Below are 21847 nucleotides of genomic sequence, written 5' to 3'. Positions count from 1 at the left end.
GTTTACACCACTAACTGGTGCTTGTTTAATTTATATTTATTATTGATTTTTTACTGTCTTTAACAGTTCTGTAATTTTCATTTCCTCTTTAGTAACTGCAATTCTACCAGAACGCACAAATTGCATGATACCGAAAGCGTTTAAATCTTTTCTTAAAGCCTCTATTTCATGGCGTCTTCCAGACTTTTCTAATACAAAAAACTCTTTATTTACTGTAACTATTCTGGTATTACTTTCTTTAATTATATTCTGAATTTGAGGCTCTTCAAACAACAATTCAGATTTAATTTTAAACATACAAGATTCGGTAAAAATAGTTTCAGAATCTGTATGGTAATACGCTTTTATAACCTCAACTTGCTTTTCTATTTGACCAACAATTTTTTTAGCTTGAGTTTCGGTCATATTAACCACAATTACAAAACGGTTAACGTTTTCAATCTCAGACTGAGAAGTGGTTAAACTTTCTATATTTAAATGTCTACGCTGAAAAATTGCAGAGATACGATTTAACAGACCTATATTATTTTCGGTATAAACTGAAAATGTAAATGTTTTTATTTCTTCGTTCATTTTTTAAAATGAATTAGTTCTTTTAACTTAATCTTACGTCTGATACCGATGCACCAGAAGGAATCATTGGGAATACATTATCTTCTTTTTCTACACATACTTCTAAGAAATATGATGCATCTGAAGCAATCATTTCTTTAACAGCATCGGCTAACTCTTCGCGTTTAGTAACACGTTTAGCATCTATGCTATACCCTTTTGCAATGGTAACAAAATCTGGGTTTGTCATTTCTGTAGAAGCGTAACGCTTATCGAAAAACAGCTGTTGCCATTGGCGTACCATACCTAAAAACTCATTGTTTAAAACCACAATTTTAACAGGTACTTTTTGCTGAAAAATGGTACCAAGCTCTTGTATGTTCATTTGGTAACCTCCATCTCCAATAATGGCCACAACTTCACGTTCTGGAGCAGCCATTTTAGCTCCAATTGCCGCTGGTAAAGCAAACCCCATTGTTCCTAAACCACCAGAGGTAATATTACTTTTAGAAATATTAAAATCGGCATATCTACAAGCAATCATTTGATGCTGTCCTACATCTGATACTATAGCTGCATTGCCTTTACTTTGAGCGTTGATTTCTTTCATAACCTCACCCATTGTTAAGCCTTCTTTTTCAGGAAGTAAATCAGCTTTAATTACTTTTTCGTATTCAATCTTATATAAATCCTTGAACTCTTGGTGCCAGGCTTCATGAGAATTAGCATTCAATTCGTTTAATAACAACCCTAAACTTTCTTTAGAGTCTCCAAGCACTGCTATATCCGTCTTAACATTTTTATCAATTTCTGCTGGATCAATATCGAAATGAATCACCTTAGCCTGTTTAGCATAAGTATTTAAATCGCCTGTAACACGGTCATCAAAACGCATTCCTATAGCAATTAACACATCACATTCGTTAGTTAATTTATTAGGCGCATAATTTCCGTGCATACCTACCATACCAACATTTAAAGGATGTGATGTTGGAATAGCAGAAGCCCCTAAGATAGTCCAAGCTGCAGGTACCCCAGATTTCTCTATAACTGCTTTTAGTTCCGCTTCAGCTTTACCCAAAATAACACCTTGCCCCCAAACAATCATTGGTTTTTTGGCATTATTTATCAATTCCGCAGCAGCTTTTACCTGCTCAATATCTGTTTTTGGTGCTGGGTTATAGCTCCTTACTGAAGTACATTTTTCGTATTTAAAATCGAATTCCTGAAACTGAGCATCTTTAGTAATATCAATTAATACAGGACCCGGTCTTCCACTCCTAGCTATATAAAATGCTTTCGCTATAGTTGCGGGAATATCCTCTGCTTTTGTAACTTGGTGATTCCATTTAGTAACTGGTGTAGAAATACCAACAATATCGGTTTCTTGAAATGCATCACTACCTAACAGGTGAGATGGTACTTGACCCGTAATACATACTAATGGTGTAGAGTCTATTTGTGCATCTGCAATACCTGTAACTAAGTTAGTAGCTCCAGGACCAGAAGTTGCCATAGCGACACCTACTTTACCAGATATTCTTGCATAACCTTGAGCTGCGTGTGCTGCCCCTTGTTCATGACGCGTTAATACATGATGAATTCTATCTTGGTATTTAAACAACTCATCATAAACAGGCATAATTGCACCTCCTGGATATCCATAAAGAATATCAACACCTTCTGCTATTAGACATCTTATAATAGCTTCACACCCGGTTATACGTTCAGTTTCTATGGTTTTAGTCTTATTTTGTTCTATGGTTTGTGTTTCCTTCATAATCTTAACTTATGTTTAGAAAGATTTCTGCCTTAACAGAAATTAATACTTATCTGTAACGCATCCTTCAGATGCTGGTGCTACAGATTTAGCATATTTAAATAATATTCCTTTATTATGTTTTAATGCAGGTTCCGTCCAGTTTGCTTTTCTTTCAGCTAATTCTTCTTCAGAAATTAATACGTTAATCGAGTTGTCTTCAGCATTAATTCTAATAATATCACCAGTTTCAACAATACCAATTGCTCCTCCTACCTGTGCTTCTGGAGTAATATGGCCTACTACAAAACCATGTGTACCTCCTGAGAAACGACCATCGGTAATTAACGCTACAGATTTACCTAAACCTGCTCCCATAATTAAAGATGTTGGTTTTAACATTTCTGGCATACCTGGACCTCCTTTAGGACCTACATACCTGATGACGACTACATCTCCTCTCTGCACCTCTCCATTTGAAATACCTGTATTAGCATCTTGCTCACTGTTGTAAACCACAGCTTTACCTTCAAATACTAATCCTTCTTTCCCTGATATTTTAGCAACCGCTCCATCTGTAGCTAAGTTTCCATATAAAATTTGTAAGTTCCCAGACGTTTTAAGTGCTTTATCCGTTGGGTATACAATATCTTGATCTTCAAATTCCATAGCTTCAACATCCGCTAAATTCTCAGCTAATGTTTTCCCTGTACATGTCATACAATCACCATGTAAGTATCCTTCTTCTAATAAGTACTTCATAATTGCAGGCGTTCCTCCTACACCATGAACATCTTCCATTAGATACTTTCCTGAAGGTTTTAAATCTCCAATTAGAGGTGTTCTATCACTAACTCTTTGGAAATCCTCTAAAGTAAACTCTATATCGGCAGCATAAGCAATGGCTAAGAAGTGTAAAACAGCGTTTGTAGAACCTCCTAAAGCATTAACTAGTGTAACCGCATTTTCTATAGACTTTTTAGAAATAATATCTTTTGGTTTTAAATCTAACTCTAATAAATTCTTAATAGCTCTAGCATAACGTTCTGCTTCTGAAAGTTTATTAGGATTCTCTGCTGGAATAGACGAGTTGTATGGTAAAGCAAATCCCATACATTCTATTGCAGAAGCCATAGTATTTGCTGTATACATACCACCACAAGCACCTGCTCCTGGTATAGATCTTTTAATAATCTCTCTATATTCTTCCTCTCCTATTTCTCCTGCAACTTTTTGTCCTAAAGCTTCAAAAGCAGATACAATATTTAATTTACGCCCTTTGTAGTTTCCAGATTTTATACTTCCACCGTACATCATAATAGATGGACGATTTAAACGTAACATAGAAATTACAGATCCTGGCATATTCTTATCACATCCTACAATGGCAATTAGGCCATCGTAGCTCTGAGCTTGAACAACAGTTTCAATAGAATCGGCTATAATATCTCTTGAAGCTAATGAGTAATTCATACCCGAAGTTCCCATAGAAATTCCATCAGACACTCCAATAGTATTAAATCCTAAACCAATTAAACCAGCAATATTACACTCTACCTTCACTTCATCTTTCAATCCATTTAAGTGCATATTACAAGGGTTACCGTCGTAACCGGTACTTGCAATACCTATTTGAGCTTTGTGCATATCTTCATCAGAAAACCCAACAGCATATAACATGGCTTGTGATGCTGGTTGAGATTCGTCTTGCGTTAATCTGCTACTATGTTTATTTAGTTTACTCATTTTCTAATAATAATTTAAACCTTATTAAGTTATTTTATGATATTTTAATATTTTTAAGACTTTTGATAGAAAAATCCAATTTTGCAACAACGAAAATAATTCTTTAGGTATTTTCCGTTATTCTTCAACAAAAAGACTAGTTAAATTCACAACCCCTCAAAAACAATTAATCGACTAAAAACCAGTGTTTTAACTCGTTTTTTTTATGATGTTCAATCACTTAAAAAAAATCATAAAAAAACCTTCCGTATTTCTAGGAAGGTTTTCGTTCTATTTTTAGTTTATTAAATACACCTCCTAGCCTCGTGAAAAAATCACAATGACACTAATAGAAATGCTATTTAAAATTTGTCTTTTCATCTGTTTAAATTACTCTCATAAATTTTAATCATTCCTCCATACAAATTTGAAATAATGAAAATTCATGTTTGTTTCATTTGAACAAGGCAAATATTTATATTTAAAATCTTTTAGACAATATTTTTTTTAAAAAAAGAAAAAAAACATCTCCTTTTACCTAATTTTCATATTTTTGCAGCCATAATCATAGAGGAAAGATTTGACTGATTGCAACCTCTTTGTACTGAACTTGTTTCAGTATCTTTCTTAAACAAGATACCAAAGCAACAACGTATAAACAAAAATGCTAAAGGCAGTGTTAACTTCCTTGACGTTTTCCGTCAAATCTTATCTCATAAATTAAACGATATAATGTCATATTTATTTACTTCAGAAAGTGTTTCTGAAGGGCACCCAGATAAAGTTGCAGACCAAATTAGTGATGCACTTATAGATAATTTTTTAGCTTTTGACGTTGATTCTAAAGTAGCATGTGAAACTTTAGTAACTACAGGGCAGGTGGTACTTGCCGGTGAGGTAAAATCTACTACCTATTTAGACGTTCAAAAAATTGCAAGAAATACAATTAATAAAATTGGTTACACCAAGGGCGAATATATGTTTGACGGAAATTCATGTGGTGTATTTTCGGCTATTCACCCACAATCTCCAGATATTAACCAAGGTGTAGACAGAGGCTCTAAAGAAGAACAAGGCGCAGGAGACCAAGGAATGATGTTTGGTTATGCAACTAACGAAACTGCTAACTACATGCCATTGGCTTTAGATTTATCGCACCTAATCCTAAAAGAGCTAGCTGATTTACGTAGAGAAAATAAAGACATCACTTACTTAAGACCAGATTCTAAAAGTCAGGTAACTATAGAGTATAGTGATGATAATGTACCGCAACGTATTGAAGCTATAGTAGTTTCTACGCAGCATGACGATTTTGATGAAGATGAAGTAATGCTCGCTAAAATTAGAAAGGATATTGTTGAGATATTAATTCCTAGAGTCGTTGCTCAATTACCAGAAGCTATTCAAGCTTTATTTAATGATGATATAAAATACCACATTAACCCAACAGGGAAATTTGTTATTGGTGGACCACATGGTGATACTGGTTTAACAGGTAGAAAAATAATTGTAGACACTTACGGTGGTAAAGGAGCACATGGTGGTGGTGCTTTTTCTGGAAAAGACCCTAGTAAAGTAGACCGAAGTGCAGCTTATGCAACACGTCATATTGCTAAAAACTTAGTGGCTGCTGGTGTTGCAGATGAAATTTTAGTACAAGTAAGCTACGCTATAGGTGTTGTTGAACCTATGGGTATTTTTATTGAAACTTACGGAACTTCTAAAGTAGATTTAACTGATGGTGAAATTGCTGAAAAAGTTTCTGAGATTTTCGACATGAGACCTTTTGCTATTGAAGAACGCCTTAAACTACGTTCTCCAATGTATAGTGAAACTGCGGCATACGGACATATGGGACGTACCAACGAAACCGTTTCTAAGACGTTTACACAACCTAATGGAAATAGCGTAACTCTAGATGTGGAGTTATTCACTTGGGAAAAATTAGATTTTGTAGATAAAGTAAAATCTGCTTTCAACATCTAAAAACAGATAATAAAACATATTCTGAAATCCTCTAGGCATCAATGTTTAGAGGATTTTTTTATTTTTTTTAATTCATAGGGTAGGAATTTCATAAGGTTAACTGTTACATAAGCAGATGACTGCTTTGGCAGTCATCAAACCAAATAATTTTAACCTACAAACACTTATTTTATGAGAACAAAACTACTTTTATTACTTAGCGTTCTTTTATTTTCATTGTCATGCGAAGACGAAAAACTGTCCAATGATGATTTAAATAACAACGACAAGCCATCTAACTTCCATGAAAATTTTGGAAGTGAAATTAACCGCACATTTATAGGGAATATTGTAAACATTAACGATACCCCTATTGAAAATGTAACCATTACTATAGGAGATAAGCAAGCCCAAACAGATGAGAATGGTGTTTTTATTATTGAAAATGCTACCGTAAACGAACAATTTGCGTATGTAAAAGCCTCAAAATCTGGTTATATTCATGGTTCAAGAGCGTTAACACCTACTAATGGCGTTAATAAGGTAAGCATTATGCTCCTAGAAGAAACTGTGGCTGGTACAACTACCAGCGGAACTCAAGAAACTATTGCCATTGCTAACGGTGCATCGGTAAGTTTAAACGGCGATTATATTAAAGAAGACGGCACCCCTTATGCTGGAAGTTTAGATGTTATTCTGCACCATTTAGATCCAACTGATGAAGCTGTAGAACTTCAAATGCCAGGGATGTTATATGCAGAAAATGAAAGTAACGAAGAGCGTATGCTAAAAACGCTAGGCATGCTAGCCGTAGAACTAAGAGGTACGAATGGCGAAGATCTTAATATTGCTGAAGGCAGTTCAGCAGAAATTAAAATTCCAGTAGATGCAAGCTTGCTATCATCTGCTCCTAGCACCATTCCTTTATGGTATTTTGATGAGGCCAAAGGTTACTGGATTGAGGAAGGTGAAGCCACTTTAGTAGGCAGTAATTATATTGGCACTGTAGCCCATTTTTCTTTCTGGAATTGTGACATTCCTGCCGAAGCAATTAATCTTTGTATCACTGTAATGAATGAAGATGAAACACCTTTTGCAAATACCCAAGTTACCATTACTAGTACAACTTTTGGAACACGTAACGGTTATACAAACGAATTAGGTGAAGTTTGCGGATTAGTACCAAGTGGCGAAACTCTAGAAGTTAACGTTTATGATTTTGCCATCTGTGGATCAAATGTAATTTTCACAAGCACTATTGGACCTTTTAACTCAGATGACGCCTTAGCTATTATTGTTGAAGAATCATCCAATATTGTTCATGAAACGGTTACAGGTACTTTTACAGATTGTAATGAAAACCTAATTACAGATGGCTACGTTATTTTAACCTATGGCGATCAGCAATTCTTTGATACTGTTGAAGACGGTGTTTTCGAAATTAACATGTTGCGTTGTAGTACTTCAGATAATTTTTCAATCGAAGCTATAGATACGGGCAACTTACAAACTACGGGACAAATAAATTATACATTTAGCACGCCTGAAACAAACTTGGGGAACCTAATGTCTTGTAATGCCGTAACCGAATTTATTCAGTATAATATTGATGATGATTCTGGTGAAGATGTATTAATTGCAACCAATATTCAAGCAAGCTTTATGGCTACCGGAGGTAATAGTGATAATAACTTAACGATTTCTGGACAAAGAGAAGCTGGCACATCAGATGGTAACAATTGCTTCTATTTATTTGGAGTTCTAGATAATGCTCCGCATACGGGTGCATACGATAATTTAGATTTCCAATCAGAAGGTGATACTGGTATTAACATTGGCGAATGCATTGGCATTTCGCAAAACAACAATAACATAATATATAATGTAACTGCTTTAGGTAATGTTGGTGAATATATAGACATTAATTTTAGTGGTTCTTATGAAGATTACAACGGAAACCCACATACCATTAGTGGTGTTATTCACGTTTTAAGAGATTAATTCCCTAAATAGAATTAATAGCGTTCTAAAAAAGGCGGTCCAAAGGGCTGTCTTTTTTTTTATTTATACAGTTGTATTTGAAAAACTATTTTCTACTTTTAATCTGTAATGCTCAACCCAGAACACATAAAGTTTAAGAATAGTCAGAATACAAAATCTGGATTCGACATTATTACCTTAGAGTCGCTTTTTAGGCGAAAGGACTTAGACCACTCTCCGTTTGATTTTCATTTGGTTGAATTCTATTTACTCCTTATTATTGAAGAAGGTACTGGAAAACACACCATAGATTTTACCACCTACAAGTACACTACAGGAGATATTATAACGATAAGAAAAGATCAAATTCACAAGTTTCATTTTGATGCATCGGTTAAAGGATCTGTGCTTCTTTTTACCGACGATTTTTTAGTAAGTTATCTAGAAAAATTAGAGGCATTAAAGTCATTACAACTATTCAATGAATTATTAGGAAAACCAAAGATTGCCCTAAAGCCAGATGCATTTAAAGATATCTTGGCTATTGTGCACCGCTTAAAAACCGAATACTTCAACATAAATGACACCTACAGCCTTGGCATCATAAGAAGCGAACTCCATATTCTATTGGCTAAGCTTTTCAGAATGAAGTACCAAAACGATACGGTTTCCTCTGAAAAAAAACATTTAAACGATTTTGTACGACTTCAAAACTTGGTAGAAACACATGCGTTACAACATAAAAAAGTAAATTATTACGCCAATCAACTAGCTAAAAGCACTAAAACGCTTAATAACATCACTAAAAGCATTATTCACAAATCTACCAAAGACTTTATTGATGATATTGCTACAAAACAGATTAAGCGCCTGCTTATAAACACCACTCTAAACATCAAAGAAATAGCCTATGTATCGGGGTTTGAAGAAACTACCAACTTCTACAAATACTTTAAAAGGCAGACTAATTTCACACCAGAAGCTTTTAGAACAAAAAACAAATAATTTCCCATTTTTACAGTCTAAAGACCTTTTATTATAGCACTTTTACCTTGTTTGAGTCGCATCTTTGCAGTGTCATTAAAAACTAAGAAAAGATGAAATCAACACTAAAATTAAGTCTACTAGTTATTACAGTATTATTAACCGCATGTAATAACCAAAACAAAAAAGTAGAAACAACAGAACAAATTGAATCAACTCCAAAAACAGAACAAAAAATGGAATTATCTAACAAAGACAAGGCAATAGCATTAATAGAAAGCTTAGAAACAGGCGCTCACGAACCTGTAGGCTATATAAACCCAAACAAATACATTCAGCACAATTTAGCAGTTGAAGATGGTTTAGAAGGTTTCGGAAAAGTAGTAGCAAACGCACCAGAAGGTGGCTTTAAAGCAAAAGTAGTTCGTGCTTTTCAGGATGGTGATTATGTTTTTTTACATAACGAGTATGATTTCTTTGGCCCTAAAGCAGCCTTCGATATTTTTAGATTTGAAGATGGTAAAATTGTTGAGCACTGGGACAATTTAAGCGCTATTACACCTCCAAATCCAAGTGGAAGAACACAATTTGATGGTGCTACAACAATTGCAGATTTAGATAAAACTGCTGAAAATAAAGCTTTAGTTGAAGGTTTTGTTACGGACGTACTTTTAAACGGAAAATCAGATAAAATTACAGATTACATAAGCCCAGAAAAATACATACAACACAATTCTGCTGTAGCAGACGGATTAGATGGCTTAGGTGCAGCTTTAAAATACTTTGCAGATAATGGTTTGGTAATGCAGTATGATAAAGTTCACAAAGTATTAGGCGAAGGTAACTTTGTACTAACAGTGAGCGAAGGAAAGTTTGGAAAAGGTGACCATACCTCTTACTACGATTTATTTAGAGTAGAAAACGGCAAAATAGTTGAACATTGGGATGTTATTGAAACAATTCTTCCTAAGAACGAATGGAAAAATGACAATGGTAAGTTTTAGTGTTGATTTATCCATTTGTTTGAAGCCCTCTTTGTAGAGGGCTTTTGTTTTTTTATAGAAAAACAATTACCTTGTTTTAAGCTTAAAATGCCCAAAAAACATGCAGCAGATCAGAGACTATTTTAAAACACTAGTAGACATTGGAGATGAAGATTGGGCAATATTTTCCTCTAAACTTTTAGAAAGTACGCATCCTAAAAAAGAGGTCATTACTCAAAAAGGAAAAGTTGAAAACTACCTGTACTTTATTACCGAGGGTTCTGTACGCTATTTTATTCCAAAAATTGAAAACGATTTAACTTTTGCTTTTGCTTTTGAAAACCAGTTTATAAGTGCCTACGATTCCTTCTTAAATAGAACACCTAGCACGTACCAAATTGAAACGCTTGCGCCTACCAAACTTTGGCGTATTAGTCATGCTGATTTAAATGACGTTTATAAACAAACTAAAGTGGGTAATACCATCGGGAGATTAGCTGCTGAAAATCTTTTTTTACTAAAATCGGAACGAGAACAATCGTTTTTAAATGAAAGCGCCGAAGAGCGTTACTTAGCTTTGTTTAAAAAACGCCCAAATGTTATTAAAGACATTCCTTTAAAATACATTGCTTCATACATCGGGGTAACCCCACAAGCATTAAGCCGCATTAGAAAGCGCATTACTTAACCCAGGTTCATTGTTTGCAAAGGCAACTTTCTTCAACTTTGCAAAAAAGAAAAACATGAAACCACTAACAGTTTTAGTTGTAGTAACATTAATTGCAATTGGTTACTACAAAATAGCACAAGGAAATTTTAATGTAGCCGCTTCAGCAAGAATAGGAATGGCGGTTATGCTCGTATTTACGTCAATCGGACATTTTATCTACGATGATGGCATGGCCATGATGTTACCCGATTTCATTCCATTAAAAAAGCAAATAGTACACCTTACCGGTATTATGGAATTAGTAGCTGCTGTCGGACTTTTAATTCCGCAATATCGCGTACGTACAGGATGGTTATTAGTTGTATTCTTCATTTTAATTATTCCTGCCAATATTTATGGCGCCATGCAGCAAGTAGATTTTCAAAAAGCCACATTAAACGGTAAAGGTCTAAGCTATTTATTCTTTAGAATACCTCTGCAAATTCTATTTATTACTTGGGTTTACTTTAGTGCAGTGAAGGATGTTCCTTCGGTCGCAAATTAATCTGAATCCGATTTATTTATAACAAAATCAATTATTAATCCATTAAAAATATAGTTTATCATTTCGACAGAACGAGGTACGAGTGACGAGAAATCTAATGATTTTAAGATTCTTCCTCAAAAGCTACGCTTTATACCTTCAAACAAAATGTATTTTGTTTTTGGTAGTATCTGAATGACAACCCTCTAGAAAAAAATTACGTATTAAGGACATTAGTATTTATTATTTGAAAAGTTTCTTGTAAGGTCTTCATCTAAATTGGGACAAATTTCAATATTTTACCGATTGTTCGGTAATTAAATAAATTTATATATATTTGTACCATGAGACCACAGAAAGTTTTAGAAGATGATATTTTAGTAGGCTTAACCCAAGTGTTTCGCGCAAGAGGTTATGAAGGTGCTAGTCTTAAGGAGTTGGCGGATGCTACAGGTCTTAAAAAAGCAAGTTTGTACCACCGCTTTCCTAGCGGAAAACAAGAAATGGCAGAAGCTGTTTTGGGGCATGTAAGTACTTGGGCTGATCAAAAAGTTTTTAAGCCGCTTTTAAATTCTGAAAGTTTTCCTCCGGAGGTAAGACTAAAGGAAGCGCTTACACAGATTAAAACTTTATACAATGATGGTAAAAACACATGTATTCTAAGAGCCTTATCTATGGAAGACAGTTTATACCTTTTTGAAAGTCACATACAAACTGGCATGAATAAGTGGATTAATGCATTCACCCAAATTGCAGAAGAATTAAATTTTTCGAAGAGTGATGCAAAAGCAGAAGCTGTAAATACCTTGATAAACATACAAGGATCTTTAGTTGTTTCTAAAGGATTGAATGATTATAGTATTTTTCTAAATACCATTAAAAACATAGAAGACAAATATTTAAACCCTTAAAAAATTTTAATACTAATTTTACCAAACGTTCGGTAATAAAACTAATTTAAACACAACATTATGAAAAAAGTAGCCATTAATGGAATGGGGCGCATCGGTCGCGCCACTTTAAAAATTATTTCAGACACTCCAGAAATTGAAGTTGTAGCTATTAATGATATAGCGCCAATAGATAACATTGCCTATTTATTAAAGCATGATAGCGTTCATGGTACATTTGAAAAAGACGTAGATGTTACAGAAAACAGTCTTGTGGTAGATGGTAAGACCATTCCGTTTTACCAAGAACGCAATCCTTCAGATTTACCTTGGAAACAATTAGGTGTAGACATTGTTATTGAAAGCACGGGCGTATTTACAAAACAAGAAGACGCTCAAAAGCATGTAGATGCAGGTGCTAAAACCGTTATTATTTCGGGGCCAACATCTAGTGCAGATGTTCCAACCGTTGTACATGGTGTAAATACTAAAGACGGACAAAGTACCATATTTTCATGTGCTAGCTGTACCACCAATAACATTAGCCCAGTAATGGAAATTTTAGGCAGACGTATCGGTATCGAAAAGGCTATTATGACCACCATTCACGCTAATACGGCATCGAACAAAATGGTAGATGCGCCTTCAAAAAAAATGCGTATGGGACGTTCTGGAATTAATAACCTTATACCAACAACAACAGGAGCCGCAACCGCAACAACAAAGGCACTACCATTATTTAAAGATAAGTTTGATGGTATGGCCATTAGAGTTCCAGTGGCCGTGGGTTCTGTTTCGGACATTACTTTGGTAACTAGCAAAAAAACAACTGTAGAAGACATCAATGCTATTCTAGAAGAAGAAGCTCAAACGTCTCAATACAAAGGTGTACTTAAAGCTACCTATAGCCCAATCGTTTCTAGTGATATTATTAAAGACCCGCATGCTTCAATTGTAGACTTAGAAATGACTAAAGTTGTAGATGGCGACCTTGTTAAAATTCTTGCGTGGTACGATAACGAATGGGGATTTGCCAACCAAATGGTGCGACAAATTCAAAGTTTATAATCCGCAGACCACAAAACCTTCAAATTATGGAAAAAACATATATAAGTGATATTGCCTTTAGTGATGCTGTTAAAAAACGTCAGGAAGAAAATGGTTCCCGAAGAATTTACGAAAATATGGCCAAAAAGCGCGATTGGGACAATACCATCTCCGAGCAACTTAAGGGGTTTATAAAAGAACGCGATTCCTTTTATATGGCCTCTGCCAACGCCGAAGGACAACCTTATATTCAGCATCGTGGCGGACCAAAAGGCTTTTTAAAAGTTGTGGACGATAGGCATTTAGCCTTTGCTGATTTTTCGGGTAATAGGCAATACATTTCCACAGGAAATTTTGACGATAACCCTAAAGTACATTTGTTTTTAATGGATTATCCTAACAGAACAAGAATTAAAATTTGGGGCGAAGCACGTATCGTTCCCGCTACAGATGATCTCATAGAATTGGTAAAAGATCCAGAATACAATGTGCCTATAGAGCGCATCATAAAAATTAAAGTAACAGCATGGAATGCCAATTGTCCGCAGCACATCAAAGAGCGTTATACACTAGAAGATATGGATCCTAAACTTCAATTTCTTAGACAAAAAATAAACCTTTTAGAAAAACAAATAGAAACCTTAGAGTCGAGACAATAAAATTTTTGACCTATTACTTTACCGAATATTCGGTAACAAATAATTAATAACTATGGAAATAAAACATCCCCTACCGCCTTTTAACAAGGAGACAGCACAACAAAAAATTCAAATGGCGGAAGATGCCTGGAACAGTAAAGATCCTGTAAAAGTATCTAAAGCTTATACCGTGGATACCGAATGGCGTAATCGCGATCAATTTATTAACGGAAGAGACGCTGTACAAACCTTTTTAGCTAACAAATGGCAAACCGAATTAGACTATAAACTTAAGAAAGAACTTTGGGCCTTTTCCGATAACAGAATTGCGGTAAGGTTTGAGTACGAGTACAGAAACGAAAACAACCAATGGTTTAGAGCTTACGGTAATGAGAACTGGGAGTTTGATGCCAACGGCTTAATGCAAAAACGCTACGCCAGCATTAATGATGTAGCCATAAATGAATCCGATAGAAAACTTTAAAATCATGAAAAACACAGTATTTAATTTAACCTTCCTTTTCCTTTTTGCCTTAGGAAGTGCAACGCAAGCGAACGCTTTAAACAACACAACCATGACCCCAATACAGTACAAATCTTTAGATGTTAACGGTGTAAACATAGCCTATAGAGAAGCAGGAAACACTAACAATCCAACCATTGTTTTATTGCATGGGTTTCCTTCATCTTCACACCAATACAGAAAGGTTTTAAATCAGTTATCAGATGAATTTCATTTAATTGCTCCAGATTATCCTGGTTTTGGTAATAGCGATTTCCCTTCGGCAGAAGCGTATGAATACACCTTTGATAATATTGCCAACACCATTAACACACTTTTAGAACTCAAAGGCATACAACAATATGCGCTAATGGTTCAAGATTATGGTGCACCAGTAGGATTTAGAATTGCAACCGCACACCCAGAACGTGTCACTGCAATTATTAGTCAGAATGGTAATGCTTACGAAGAAGGTTTAAGCAACGCTTGGGCAAAGATTAAAGAGTTTTGGCACAACAGAACTAAAGCAACTGAAGACGCCCTGTTACCAATATTTTCATTAGAAAGTTTAAAGTGGCAATACACTCACGGTACCCGAAATCCGGAACTTGTAAATCCAGACACTTGGCATTTAGACTACTTAAGACTTTCAAGACCAGGAGCACATGCGGTCAATATCGATTTATTTTACGACTATCAAAACAACGTAAAACTCTATCCAAAGTGGCAACAATACTTAAGAGATAATCAACCACCATTACTCATTGTTTGGGGTAAAAACGATGCTTATTTTCCAGAAAGCGGTGCGGCAGCCTATAAAAAAGATGTAAAAAACATAGATTACAATATTTACGACACAGGGCATTTTGCTTTAGAGGAAGATGGTAATGCCATTATTGAAAAAATTAGAAGCTTTATGCATAAGCTTTAATAATTAAAGTCAATTGTATCTTTACAGATCCTGTCAACCTGAACTCGCTCGTACCAAACGTGTTTTGGTATTGAAGGTTCTCATTTATGTGTAGATGCTGAACTAAATTCAGCACGACAAAGTTAAAGACACAGATACATATTCTTTAGTTAAATCTTTGGTCATTCTCAGTATTAATCGTAATTTTACGATTGATACTGAGAATTATACTTATGGGCGTAACCAAATCTGAAAAATTTACGGCAGAACAAAACGACATTGCTAAAATTGCCAAAGTACTTGGGCACCCTGCTCGTGTGGCTATTCTTCAGCATTTGTTTCATATAGACACTTGTATTTGCGGAGATTTAGTAGACGTTATTGGTTTAGCGCAACCCACCATTTCACAACATTTAAAGGAATTAAAAAACGTTGGTTTAATTCAAGGTAATATTGAAGGCACCAGCGTTTGCTATTGTATAAACCAAGAGAATTGGGCGGCAATGAAAACAACGTTATCCGCCTTTTTAAATCTTGATGTTTCCAAAAACAGCTGTTGTTAAAAAAAATTTAAATTCATTAATCGCAAAATAACAATAAAAGAATATATCGTATGACTTCGAAAGAGCAAGAATTAAAAGACATTGTAAAAGAACGGTATGCTAAAATAGCGGAACAAGGTAAAGCAGAAAACGCCTCATCGTGTTGCGGTGCCACTACCCCATCTAACAAGGTGTATAATATTATGATGGACGATTACTCTGAAACCGACGGCTACGTTGAAGATGCAGATCTTGGTTTAGGTTGCGGGCTTCCAACAACTTTTGCGCAAATTAAAACTGGCGACACCGTTATAGATTTAGGTTCTGGCGCTGGTAACGATTGTTTTGTGGCAAGACATGAAACTGGAGCTGAAGGTAAAGTTATTGGTATAGACTTTACGCCTATTATGATTGAAAAGGCACGTACCAATGCCGAAAAACTAGGTTACAACAACGTAGAGTTTAGAGAAGGTGATATTGATAATATGCCGGTTAATGCCAATGTAGCAGACGTTATTGTAAGTAACTGCGTTCTTAATTTGGTTCCCAACAAACAAAAGGTTATTGCCGAAATTTTTAGAGTTTTAAAACCTGGAGGTCACTTTAGTATTTCTGATGTGGTGTTGGTGGGTGATTTACCAGATGCCTTAAAGCAAGATGCTGAAATGTATGCTGGTTGTGTAGCAGGCGCCATTCAAAAAAGTGATTATTTACAACATATAAAAGACCAAGGATTTGCCAACATTACCCTGCAAAAAGAAAAGCCAATTGTTATACCAGATGATATTTTAAGCAAATACCTTTCTGAAGAAGAACGTAACAACTTTAACCAAAGCGGTGTTGGTATTTTTAGTGTTACCGTGTATGCCGAAAAACCAAGTGCAAAAACACAAAAGCCTAAAATAAAACTATCGGAATTACAAAATGCATGTTGCGACCCTCAAAGCGGGTGTTGTTAAGAATGTACTTATGATTTAAGTATAAAAAAGCAGGCTAAAATTAGCCTGCTTTTTTGTTTGTTATTCGTTTTAATTGTACTAATTTTCACAATATTCGTTTTTCAGCGTATGTATTAAGTATACCAGCAATAAACACCTTAACCTATGTCCTATTTAAAGCTTTATACCTATTTCCTTTTTACATTGTTTTCTCTGTCTGTTATAGCACAAACGGAAACCGAAACACTCAAAGAAGCCAAGCAACTTATAGAAAATAAAAAGTATGAATCTGCTTTTAAATTATTGGACAAATTTGATCCAACAAACGACAAACCCAACGTGGTTCTCCTTAAAGAAGACATTCTTTTAAACTACTTTACCACAAGCTTAATGCACCAAATGTTTGCGCTCAAAGACTTGGAGCCTCATGAAGATATTATGGATTACAGAGGAAAAGATGGCTCTTTTGGTATGCAAGTCTTTCAGGTGGATAGCCTTTTAAACAGGCTTATAAAAATGCACCCTAACAACTGTAAATTATACAAAGGCCTTGGCGATTATTACTATGATGCGCATTTGAGATATTCCGATAATTGGGTTAAAAGTAGTGAGGAGCAAATACAACTCATGAAAACCAATTTTGAGAAAACTGTTGAAGGTGGTTGTGCCGATTTCCTATCTTATTACGTTTTGGGTTATACAAACTTGGTTCAGGAGCATGATAAAGAGAGTATTCCCTATTTTTTAAAGTCTATTGAAATGAACAGTGCTCATGCTAGTTCGCATTACAATTTGGCCTATGCCTATCTTTTTAATGACGACCGTCAAAACGCCTTAAAATATGCGAAAAACGCTTTAGATTTATACGAAGACACCACTTATAAAAGTGATGCCGCAAGAATGATTGGGCAAATTTATTCTGAACTAGAAGACGACCAAAATGCATTGAAATATTACGAAGAGGCAGATAAAATAGACCCTAACAACTACTACAACATTAAACTAATTCTCTATGCTCATATAAAAAGTAATAGCCCAAAATTACCTGAAACTACACAGTACTTTTTTGATTTAGCTCCAGAAAACCCAACCATTTACAATGACCTAGAAGAAATATATATCGAATACAAAAAAGAAGACCTACTTATAGCATATTACAATAGCCTTTTCTCAAAATTTAAAGAGAACAACACCATTACAGGCAACCTCAACTTTTACCTAGCTAGAACGTATTTAAACTTAGGTAAAAAGGCAACCGCTAAAGACTATTTTAATACCTCTAAAACCTACTTTGAAAAGGCTTTTGAAGAAGATCATCCTGTTTTTAATTCTATAAAGCAAGGGCTTGAAAAGTGTGAGGAGTAGTATTTATTACTATTTACTTATCAAAACAAGACTATATTTTTAGATTTTTTTTATTACAAAAATATTTAATTTGTAGTCTTTTTATATTACATTCGTTTAATTACTGACAAAGTTCATTGAAACGGAACTTTATCTTTGCATTGTAGCTAATGAGGAAAAACAGAACTCAAAATTGAATGATAGGATAAATTAATAATTATCTTTGAAAAAACTTAAAACAGAATGAATAGAAGCAAATATTTTGAATATATAGATGAAAAAATTCATACACTTGCTCATCGCATTCAAACAAAAGGTAAATTAAATATTCTTAATCTTCACTTACATTCAGAAAATTTCTATCTACATTTTTTCAATTTATTATATGGCTATGAACTGATTAATCTAAATAGTAGCGCTCAAAATGTTGAGGCTATTGATTTAATAGACCATAAAAACAAAATAATTTTTCAAGTATCAGCTACTTGTACTAAACAAAAAATTGAATCTACTTTATCAAAAGATATTTTCAAAAAATATAATGACTATAGTTTTAAGTTTATTTCAATTTCAATAGACGCAACAGATTTAAGAACTAAAACATTCTCAAATCCTCATTCAGTGAGTTTTGACCCTAAGAATGATATCTTCGATATAAAAACGGTTTTAAATTATATTCTCACAGAGAACATAAAAACTCAAAGAGAGCTTTATGAATTTATAAAAGATGAATTAGGCGGTGAAATTGATATTGTAAAATTAGATAGCAATTTAGCAACAATAATAAATATTTTATCTCTTGAAAAATGGGATGATACTCATTTAGACGATAATTCAAATAGTTTTGAAATTGAAAGAAAAATTCAATTTAATGAACTTGATGATGCTAGAGAAGTAATTGAAGAATTTTGCATCTATTATAAAAAAGTAGATGAAAAATACGCAGAATTTGATTTATTAGGTGCAAATAAAAGTAACTCTGTTCTAAATTCGATAAAAAAGGAATACCGAAAATTAAAAAAAACGGAAAATAAAGATGATATCTTTTTTAATACTATAGAAAACATTAAAAACAAGGTTTTAATTAGCAATAATCTAAACAATATCCCTATTGACGAAATTGAATTGTGTATTGATATTTTAGTTGTTGATGCGTTTATCAGATGTAAAATTTTTGAGAACCCTAAAGATTACAAATATGTTACTACCTGATAATGTTCATCCAGAAAACAGCATCTATTTTAATGCTTCTCTTGTTTTAAAAACTTTACTAGAGTTTAATAAACTAGATATGATCGATTTATATCAAAAAGTAATTGAAAATAAAAAAATGTCATTTCCAGTTTATATTTTATGCCTAGATTGGCTTTATATAATTAATGTAGCTGAATTAAATAAAGGGGAAGTAAAATTATGTTCTTAAAATCACTTCAAATAATAAATATTAAGAATTCCTCAGTAATTCGTGAAATTGCATTTCGTAATGGAATTAACTTAATCGTAGATGAGAGTGAAGAAAGCATTACAGGGAATAACATTGGAAAAACAACTGTTTTAAAACTAATTGACTTCTGCTTTGGAGCTAACAAAAATAATGTTTGGCAAGACCCAGAAAACCCAAAAGAAGTATATTCTCTAGTAAAAAACTTTCTAATCGACAACGAAGTTTTAGTAGTGCTTACTTTATCCGAATCTTTAAATTCAACAGAAGAAAATGACGTAGTAATAGAACGCAATTTCCTTAGTTCAAGAAAAACAGTTATCAGAAGAATAAATGGTCAAGCATATACTGATGAGGAATTTGAAGATGAACTAAAAGAATTATTTTTTCCAAATCTAGTAGCAGAAAAACCAAGTTTTCGCCAAATCATTTCACATAACATTCGTTATAAGGACTTAAGTATTAATAATACCTTAAAAACACTGGATAAATTTACTTCTGATGCTGAATACGAAACGTTATATCTATACCTTTTAGGTTGTGAGTTTAATGATGGAAATCAAAAGCAGGAGATAATTCAAAATATTAGGCAAGAAGATAATTTCAGAAAACGTTTAGAAAAATTTCAAACAAAATCTGCTTATGAAACTACACTTTCTCTGATTGAAAATGATATTGAGGAATTAAATATCAAAAAGTCTAAATTAAACTTAAATGAAAATTTTGATTCTGATTTGAACAAGTTAAATCAAATTAAATATGAAATCAACAAATTAAGTTCCGAAATAAGTAAAATAAATATTAGAAAGGAATTAATAATTGAAGCAAAAAATGATTTAGAAGCAAATAAATCGGAAATTGACCTTCCACAACTTGAACAAATATATAATCAAGCAACAGACATATTAGGAGAATTGCAAAAATCATTTGAAAATATGGTGAACTACCATAATCAAATGATAACAGAGAAAGCAAAGTTTATCGATAATGAATTACCTAATTTGGAACAAAAACTTGAGCAAAAAAATAAACAACTTGATACGTTGCTAGGTCAAGAATCAAACTTATCTAAGGTTATTGCAAAAAGTGACTCATTTGAAGAATTAGAACTTTTAATTAGCCAATTAACTGAGAAGTACAGATTAAAAGGAGAATATGAAAATACAATTCAACAACTACAGCAAGTTGAAGACAATCTGAGTTCTTATAATGATAAATTAAAAGAAATCGATGAAGCATTATTCTCTGATGAATTCGAAGAAAAAGTAAAAACTCAATTAAATAAATTCAACAAATATTTCTCATCAGTTTCTGAATACCTTTATGACGAGAAATACGCATTGAAATACGAGAAAGTAACAAATAGAAAAGGACAACGATTATATAAGTTTTCAGCTTTCAACACAAATTTTAGTTCTGGTAAAAAACAAGGAGAAATTTCTTGTTTCGATATTGCTTACATACTTTTTGCTAGGAATGAAGAAATGCCAAGTATGGATTTTCTATTGAATGACAAGAAAGAGCTAATGCACGATAACCAATTAGTTAAAATAGCTCAGTTTGTAAATGAAACTGACATTCAATTTGTTGCATCAATACTAAAAGACAAATTACCAGTTGAATTAAATAATCCTGATAATTTTATATTAGAACTCTCAGAAGATAACAAACTCTTCCGAATTGAAAACAGTTAAAAGCACTAGCTACAACAACGTGTATAATTCATTGCTAGTACTCGCCTACTTATGAAAATCATTGCGGATTTTCTATTCGGTTTGTATTTGCTAATTTAGTTGCTGAAACACGCAACAAAATCATACACAAGACCGTTAAACGAAACCTCAAAAAACATAATAAAAAAAGCAAGCTATTAAGCTTGCTTTTTTGTGGGAAGAGTAGGGTTAAATATCCTTTTTACCCAATCCTGAAAATGTAAAGTCTAACTGCTATCGCAGTAAACATTTTTTGTTTCAAAACATGTTTTGAAGTAAACTTCAGCATATTTTGAAACAAAAAAAGTCTGCACTTTCGTGCAGACTTTTCGCTTTAAGTGGGAAGAGCAGGATTCGAACCTGCGAAGGTAAAAACCAACAGATTTACAGTCTGTCCTCGTTGGCCGCTTGAGTATCTTCCCAAAACCGAGCGCAAATATATTATTGTTTCAGAATTTTACCAAAGAAAAAAGCACTAGAATTTAAATATTTTTAGTTGTATTAGAGACTAAAATTTAATCCCAAGACGTCATTACGAGAAATCTCATTTCGAAGTAATCTCATCATCAATAGCTTAAGCTTATATTTAACAGATGCCTTCACTTCGCTCGGAACGACTTTCTATACTTAATGGCTCTTTTTAAAGAGAACAGTTTCCCTCCTAACAAGGAGGGCGTAAGGGAGGTGTAAAAACCACTTTTAGAAGAATAACACACCCCTTACTCCCCTCTTTTTAGAGGGG

Annotated in this window: 20 protein-coding genes and 1 tRNA gene; 17 read left to right on the top strand and 4 right to left on the bottom strand. The window is 33.7% G+C overall.

Annotated elements, in window-relative coordinates; genetic code table 11:
* Nucleotides 1-39: 39 nt before the first annotated feature.
* Genes ilvN through ilvD form a run of 3 tightly spaced genes read right to left on the bottom strand, consistent with a single transcriptional unit; the run spans nucleotide 40 to nucleotide 4057 of the window.
* Entirely contained in the window at nucleotides 40-573 is a 534-nt protein-coding gene (gene ilvN / locus FUA24_RS15735; RefSeq protein ID WP_148544001.1) for an acetolactate synthase small subunit, read from the bottom strand.
* A gap of 22 nt (nucleotides 574-595) precedes the next feature.
* Complete coding sequence (ilvB, locus tag FUA24_RS15730; RefSeq protein ID WP_148544000.1) at nucleotides 596-2332, bottom strand: biosynthetic-type acetolactate synthase large subunit; 1737 nt, start codon at nucleotides 2330-2332, stop codon at nucleotides 596-598.
* 42 nt (nucleotides 2333-2374) lie between these two features.
* Nucleotides 2375-4057 (bottom strand): dihydroxy-acid dehydratase, encoded by a 1683-nt coding sequence (gene ilvD / locus FUA24_RS15725; protein ID WP_148543999.1) that lies wholly within the window; start codon nucleotides 4055-4057, stop codon nucleotides 2375-2377.
* Between the two features lie 711 nt (nucleotides 4058-4768).
* On the opposite strand from ilvD, the gene metK reads away from it, so the two are divergent.
* From metK to FUA24_RS15640, 17 genes are all read left to right on the top strand, one after another.
* A complete protein-coding gene (gene metK, locus FUA24_RS15720) occupies nucleotides 4769-6022 on the top strand; it encodes a methionine adenosyltransferase (RefSeq protein ID WP_148543998.1) in 1254 nt (417 codons plus the stop codon).
* Between the two features lie 171 nt (nucleotides 6023-6193).
* Nucleotides 6194-8002 carry a hypothetical protein gene (locus FUA24_RS15715; protein ID WP_148543997.1) on the top strand — a complete coding sequence of 603 codons (1809 nt, stop codon included), beginning with the start codon at nucleotides 6194-6196 and terminating at the stop codon, nucleotides 8000-8002.
* A 108-nt stretch (nucleotides 8003-8110) separates the two neighbouring features.
* The gene (locus FUA24_RS15710) at nucleotides 8111-8986 is read left to right on the top strand and encodes an AraC family transcriptional regulator (RefSeq protein ID WP_148543996.1); all 876 of its coding nucleotides are present in this window, start codon (nucleotides 8111-8113) and stop codon (nucleotides 8984-8986) included.
* 92 nt (nucleotides 8987-9078) lie between these two features.
* Nucleotides 9079-9969, top strand: coding sequence for a nuclear transport factor 2 family protein (locus FUA24_RS15705; RefSeq protein WP_148543995.1), 891 nt, complete (start codon nucleotides 9079-9081; stop codon nucleotides 9967-9969).
* A gap of 100 nt (nucleotides 9970-10069) precedes the next feature.
* Complete coding sequence (locus FUA24_RS15700) at nucleotides 10070-10636, top strand: Crp/Fnr family transcriptional regulator (RefSeq protein WP_148543994.1); 567 nt, start codon at nucleotides 10070-10072, stop codon at nucleotides 10634-10636.
* A 55-nt stretch (nucleotides 10637-10691) separates the two neighbouring features.
* Nucleotides 10692-11162, top strand: coding sequence for a DoxX family protein (locus tag FUA24_RS15695; protein ID WP_148543993.1), 471 nt, complete (start codon nucleotides 10692-10694; stop codon nucleotides 11160-11162).
* A 323-nt stretch (nucleotides 11163-11485) separates the two neighbouring features.
* On the top strand, nucleotides 11486-12052 hold the full coding sequence (locus FUA24_RS15690) for a TetR/AcrR family transcriptional regulator (RefSeq protein ID WP_148543992.1): 567 nt from the start codon (nucleotides 11486-11488) through the stop codon (nucleotides 12050-12052).
* A 60-nt stretch (nucleotides 12053-12112) separates the two neighbouring features.
* On the top strand, nucleotides 12113-13099 hold the full coding sequence (gene gap / locus FUA24_RS15685; protein ID WP_148543991.1) for a type I glyceraldehyde-3-phosphate dehydrogenase: 987 nt from the start codon (nucleotides 12113-12115) through the stop codon (nucleotides 13097-13099).
* 26 nt (nucleotides 13100-13125) lie between these two features.
* The gene (locus FUA24_RS15680) at nucleotides 13126-13737 is read left to right on the top strand and encodes a pyridoxamine 5'-phosphate oxidase family protein (RefSeq protein ID WP_148543990.1); all 612 of its coding nucleotides are present in this window, start codon (nucleotides 13126-13128) and stop codon (nucleotides 13735-13737) included.
* 52 nt (nucleotides 13738-13789) lie between these two features.
* On the top strand, nucleotides 13790-14200 hold the full coding sequence (locus tag FUA24_RS15675; protein WP_148543989.1) for a nuclear transport factor 2 family protein: 411 nt from the start codon (nucleotides 13790-13792) through the stop codon (nucleotides 14198-14200).
* A gap of 4 nt (nucleotides 14201-14204) precedes the next feature.
* On the top strand, nucleotides 14205-15149 hold the full coding sequence (locus FUA24_RS15670) for an alpha/beta fold hydrolase (RefSeq protein ID WP_246147061.1): 945 nt from the start codon (nucleotides 14205-14207) through the stop codon (nucleotides 15147-15149).
* A 212-nt stretch (nucleotides 15150-15361) separates the two neighbouring features.
* Nucleotides 15362-15691 (top strand): ArsR/SmtB family transcription factor, encoded by a 330-nt coding sequence (locus FUA24_RS15665; RefSeq protein ID WP_148543988.1) that lies wholly within the window; start codon nucleotides 15362-15364, stop codon nucleotides 15689-15691.
* A 50-nt stretch (nucleotides 15692-15741) separates the two neighbouring features.
* On the top strand, nucleotides 15742-16629 hold the full coding sequence (locus FUA24_RS15660) for an arsenite methyltransferase (RefSeq protein ID WP_148543987.1): 888 nt from the start codon (nucleotides 15742-15744) through the stop codon (nucleotides 16627-16629).
* 144 nt (nucleotides 16630-16773) lie between these two features.
* Nucleotides 16774-17973 (top strand): tetratricopeptide repeat protein, encoded by a 1200-nt coding sequence (locus FUA24_RS15655; protein ID WP_148543986.1) that lies wholly within the window; start codon nucleotides 16774-16776, stop codon nucleotides 17971-17973.
* Between the two features lie 222 nt (nucleotides 17974-18195).
* Nucleotides 18196-19164 carry an ABC-three component system protein gene (locus FUA24_RS15650; RefSeq protein ID WP_148543985.1) on the top strand — a complete coding sequence of 323 codons (969 nt, stop codon included), beginning with the start codon at nucleotides 18196-18198 and terminating at the stop codon, nucleotides 19162-19164.
* Nucleotides 19151-19375, top strand: a complete 225-nt coding sequence (locus FUA24_RS15645) for an ABC-three component system middle component 6 (protein ID WP_148543984.1) — start codon at nucleotides 19151-19153, stop codon at nucleotides 19373-19375. The genes FUA24_RS15650 and FUA24_RS15645 overlap by 14 nt, the downstream gene beginning before the upstream one ends.
* Nucleotides 19366-21087: a DUF2326 domain-containing protein gene (locus FUA24_RS15640; RefSeq protein ID WP_148543983.1), complete on the top strand. Its 1722-nt coding sequence runs from the start codon at nucleotides 19366-19368 to the stop codon at nucleotides 21085-21087. Before FUA24_RS15645 ends, FUA24_RS15640 begins: the two co-directional genes overlap by 10 nt.
* 357 nt (nucleotides 21088-21444) lie before the next feature.
* Here the strand turns inward: FUA24_RS15640 and FUA24_RS15635 are convergent.
* Nucleotides 21445-21527 (bottom strand) — tRNA-Tyr (locus tag FUA24_RS15635).
* Between the last annotated feature and the right edge of the window lie 320 nt (nucleotides 21528-21847).

Source organism: Seonamhaeicola marinus (assembly GCF_008085455.1).
This window is presented reverse-complemented; position numbering and strand designations above follow the sequence as displayed.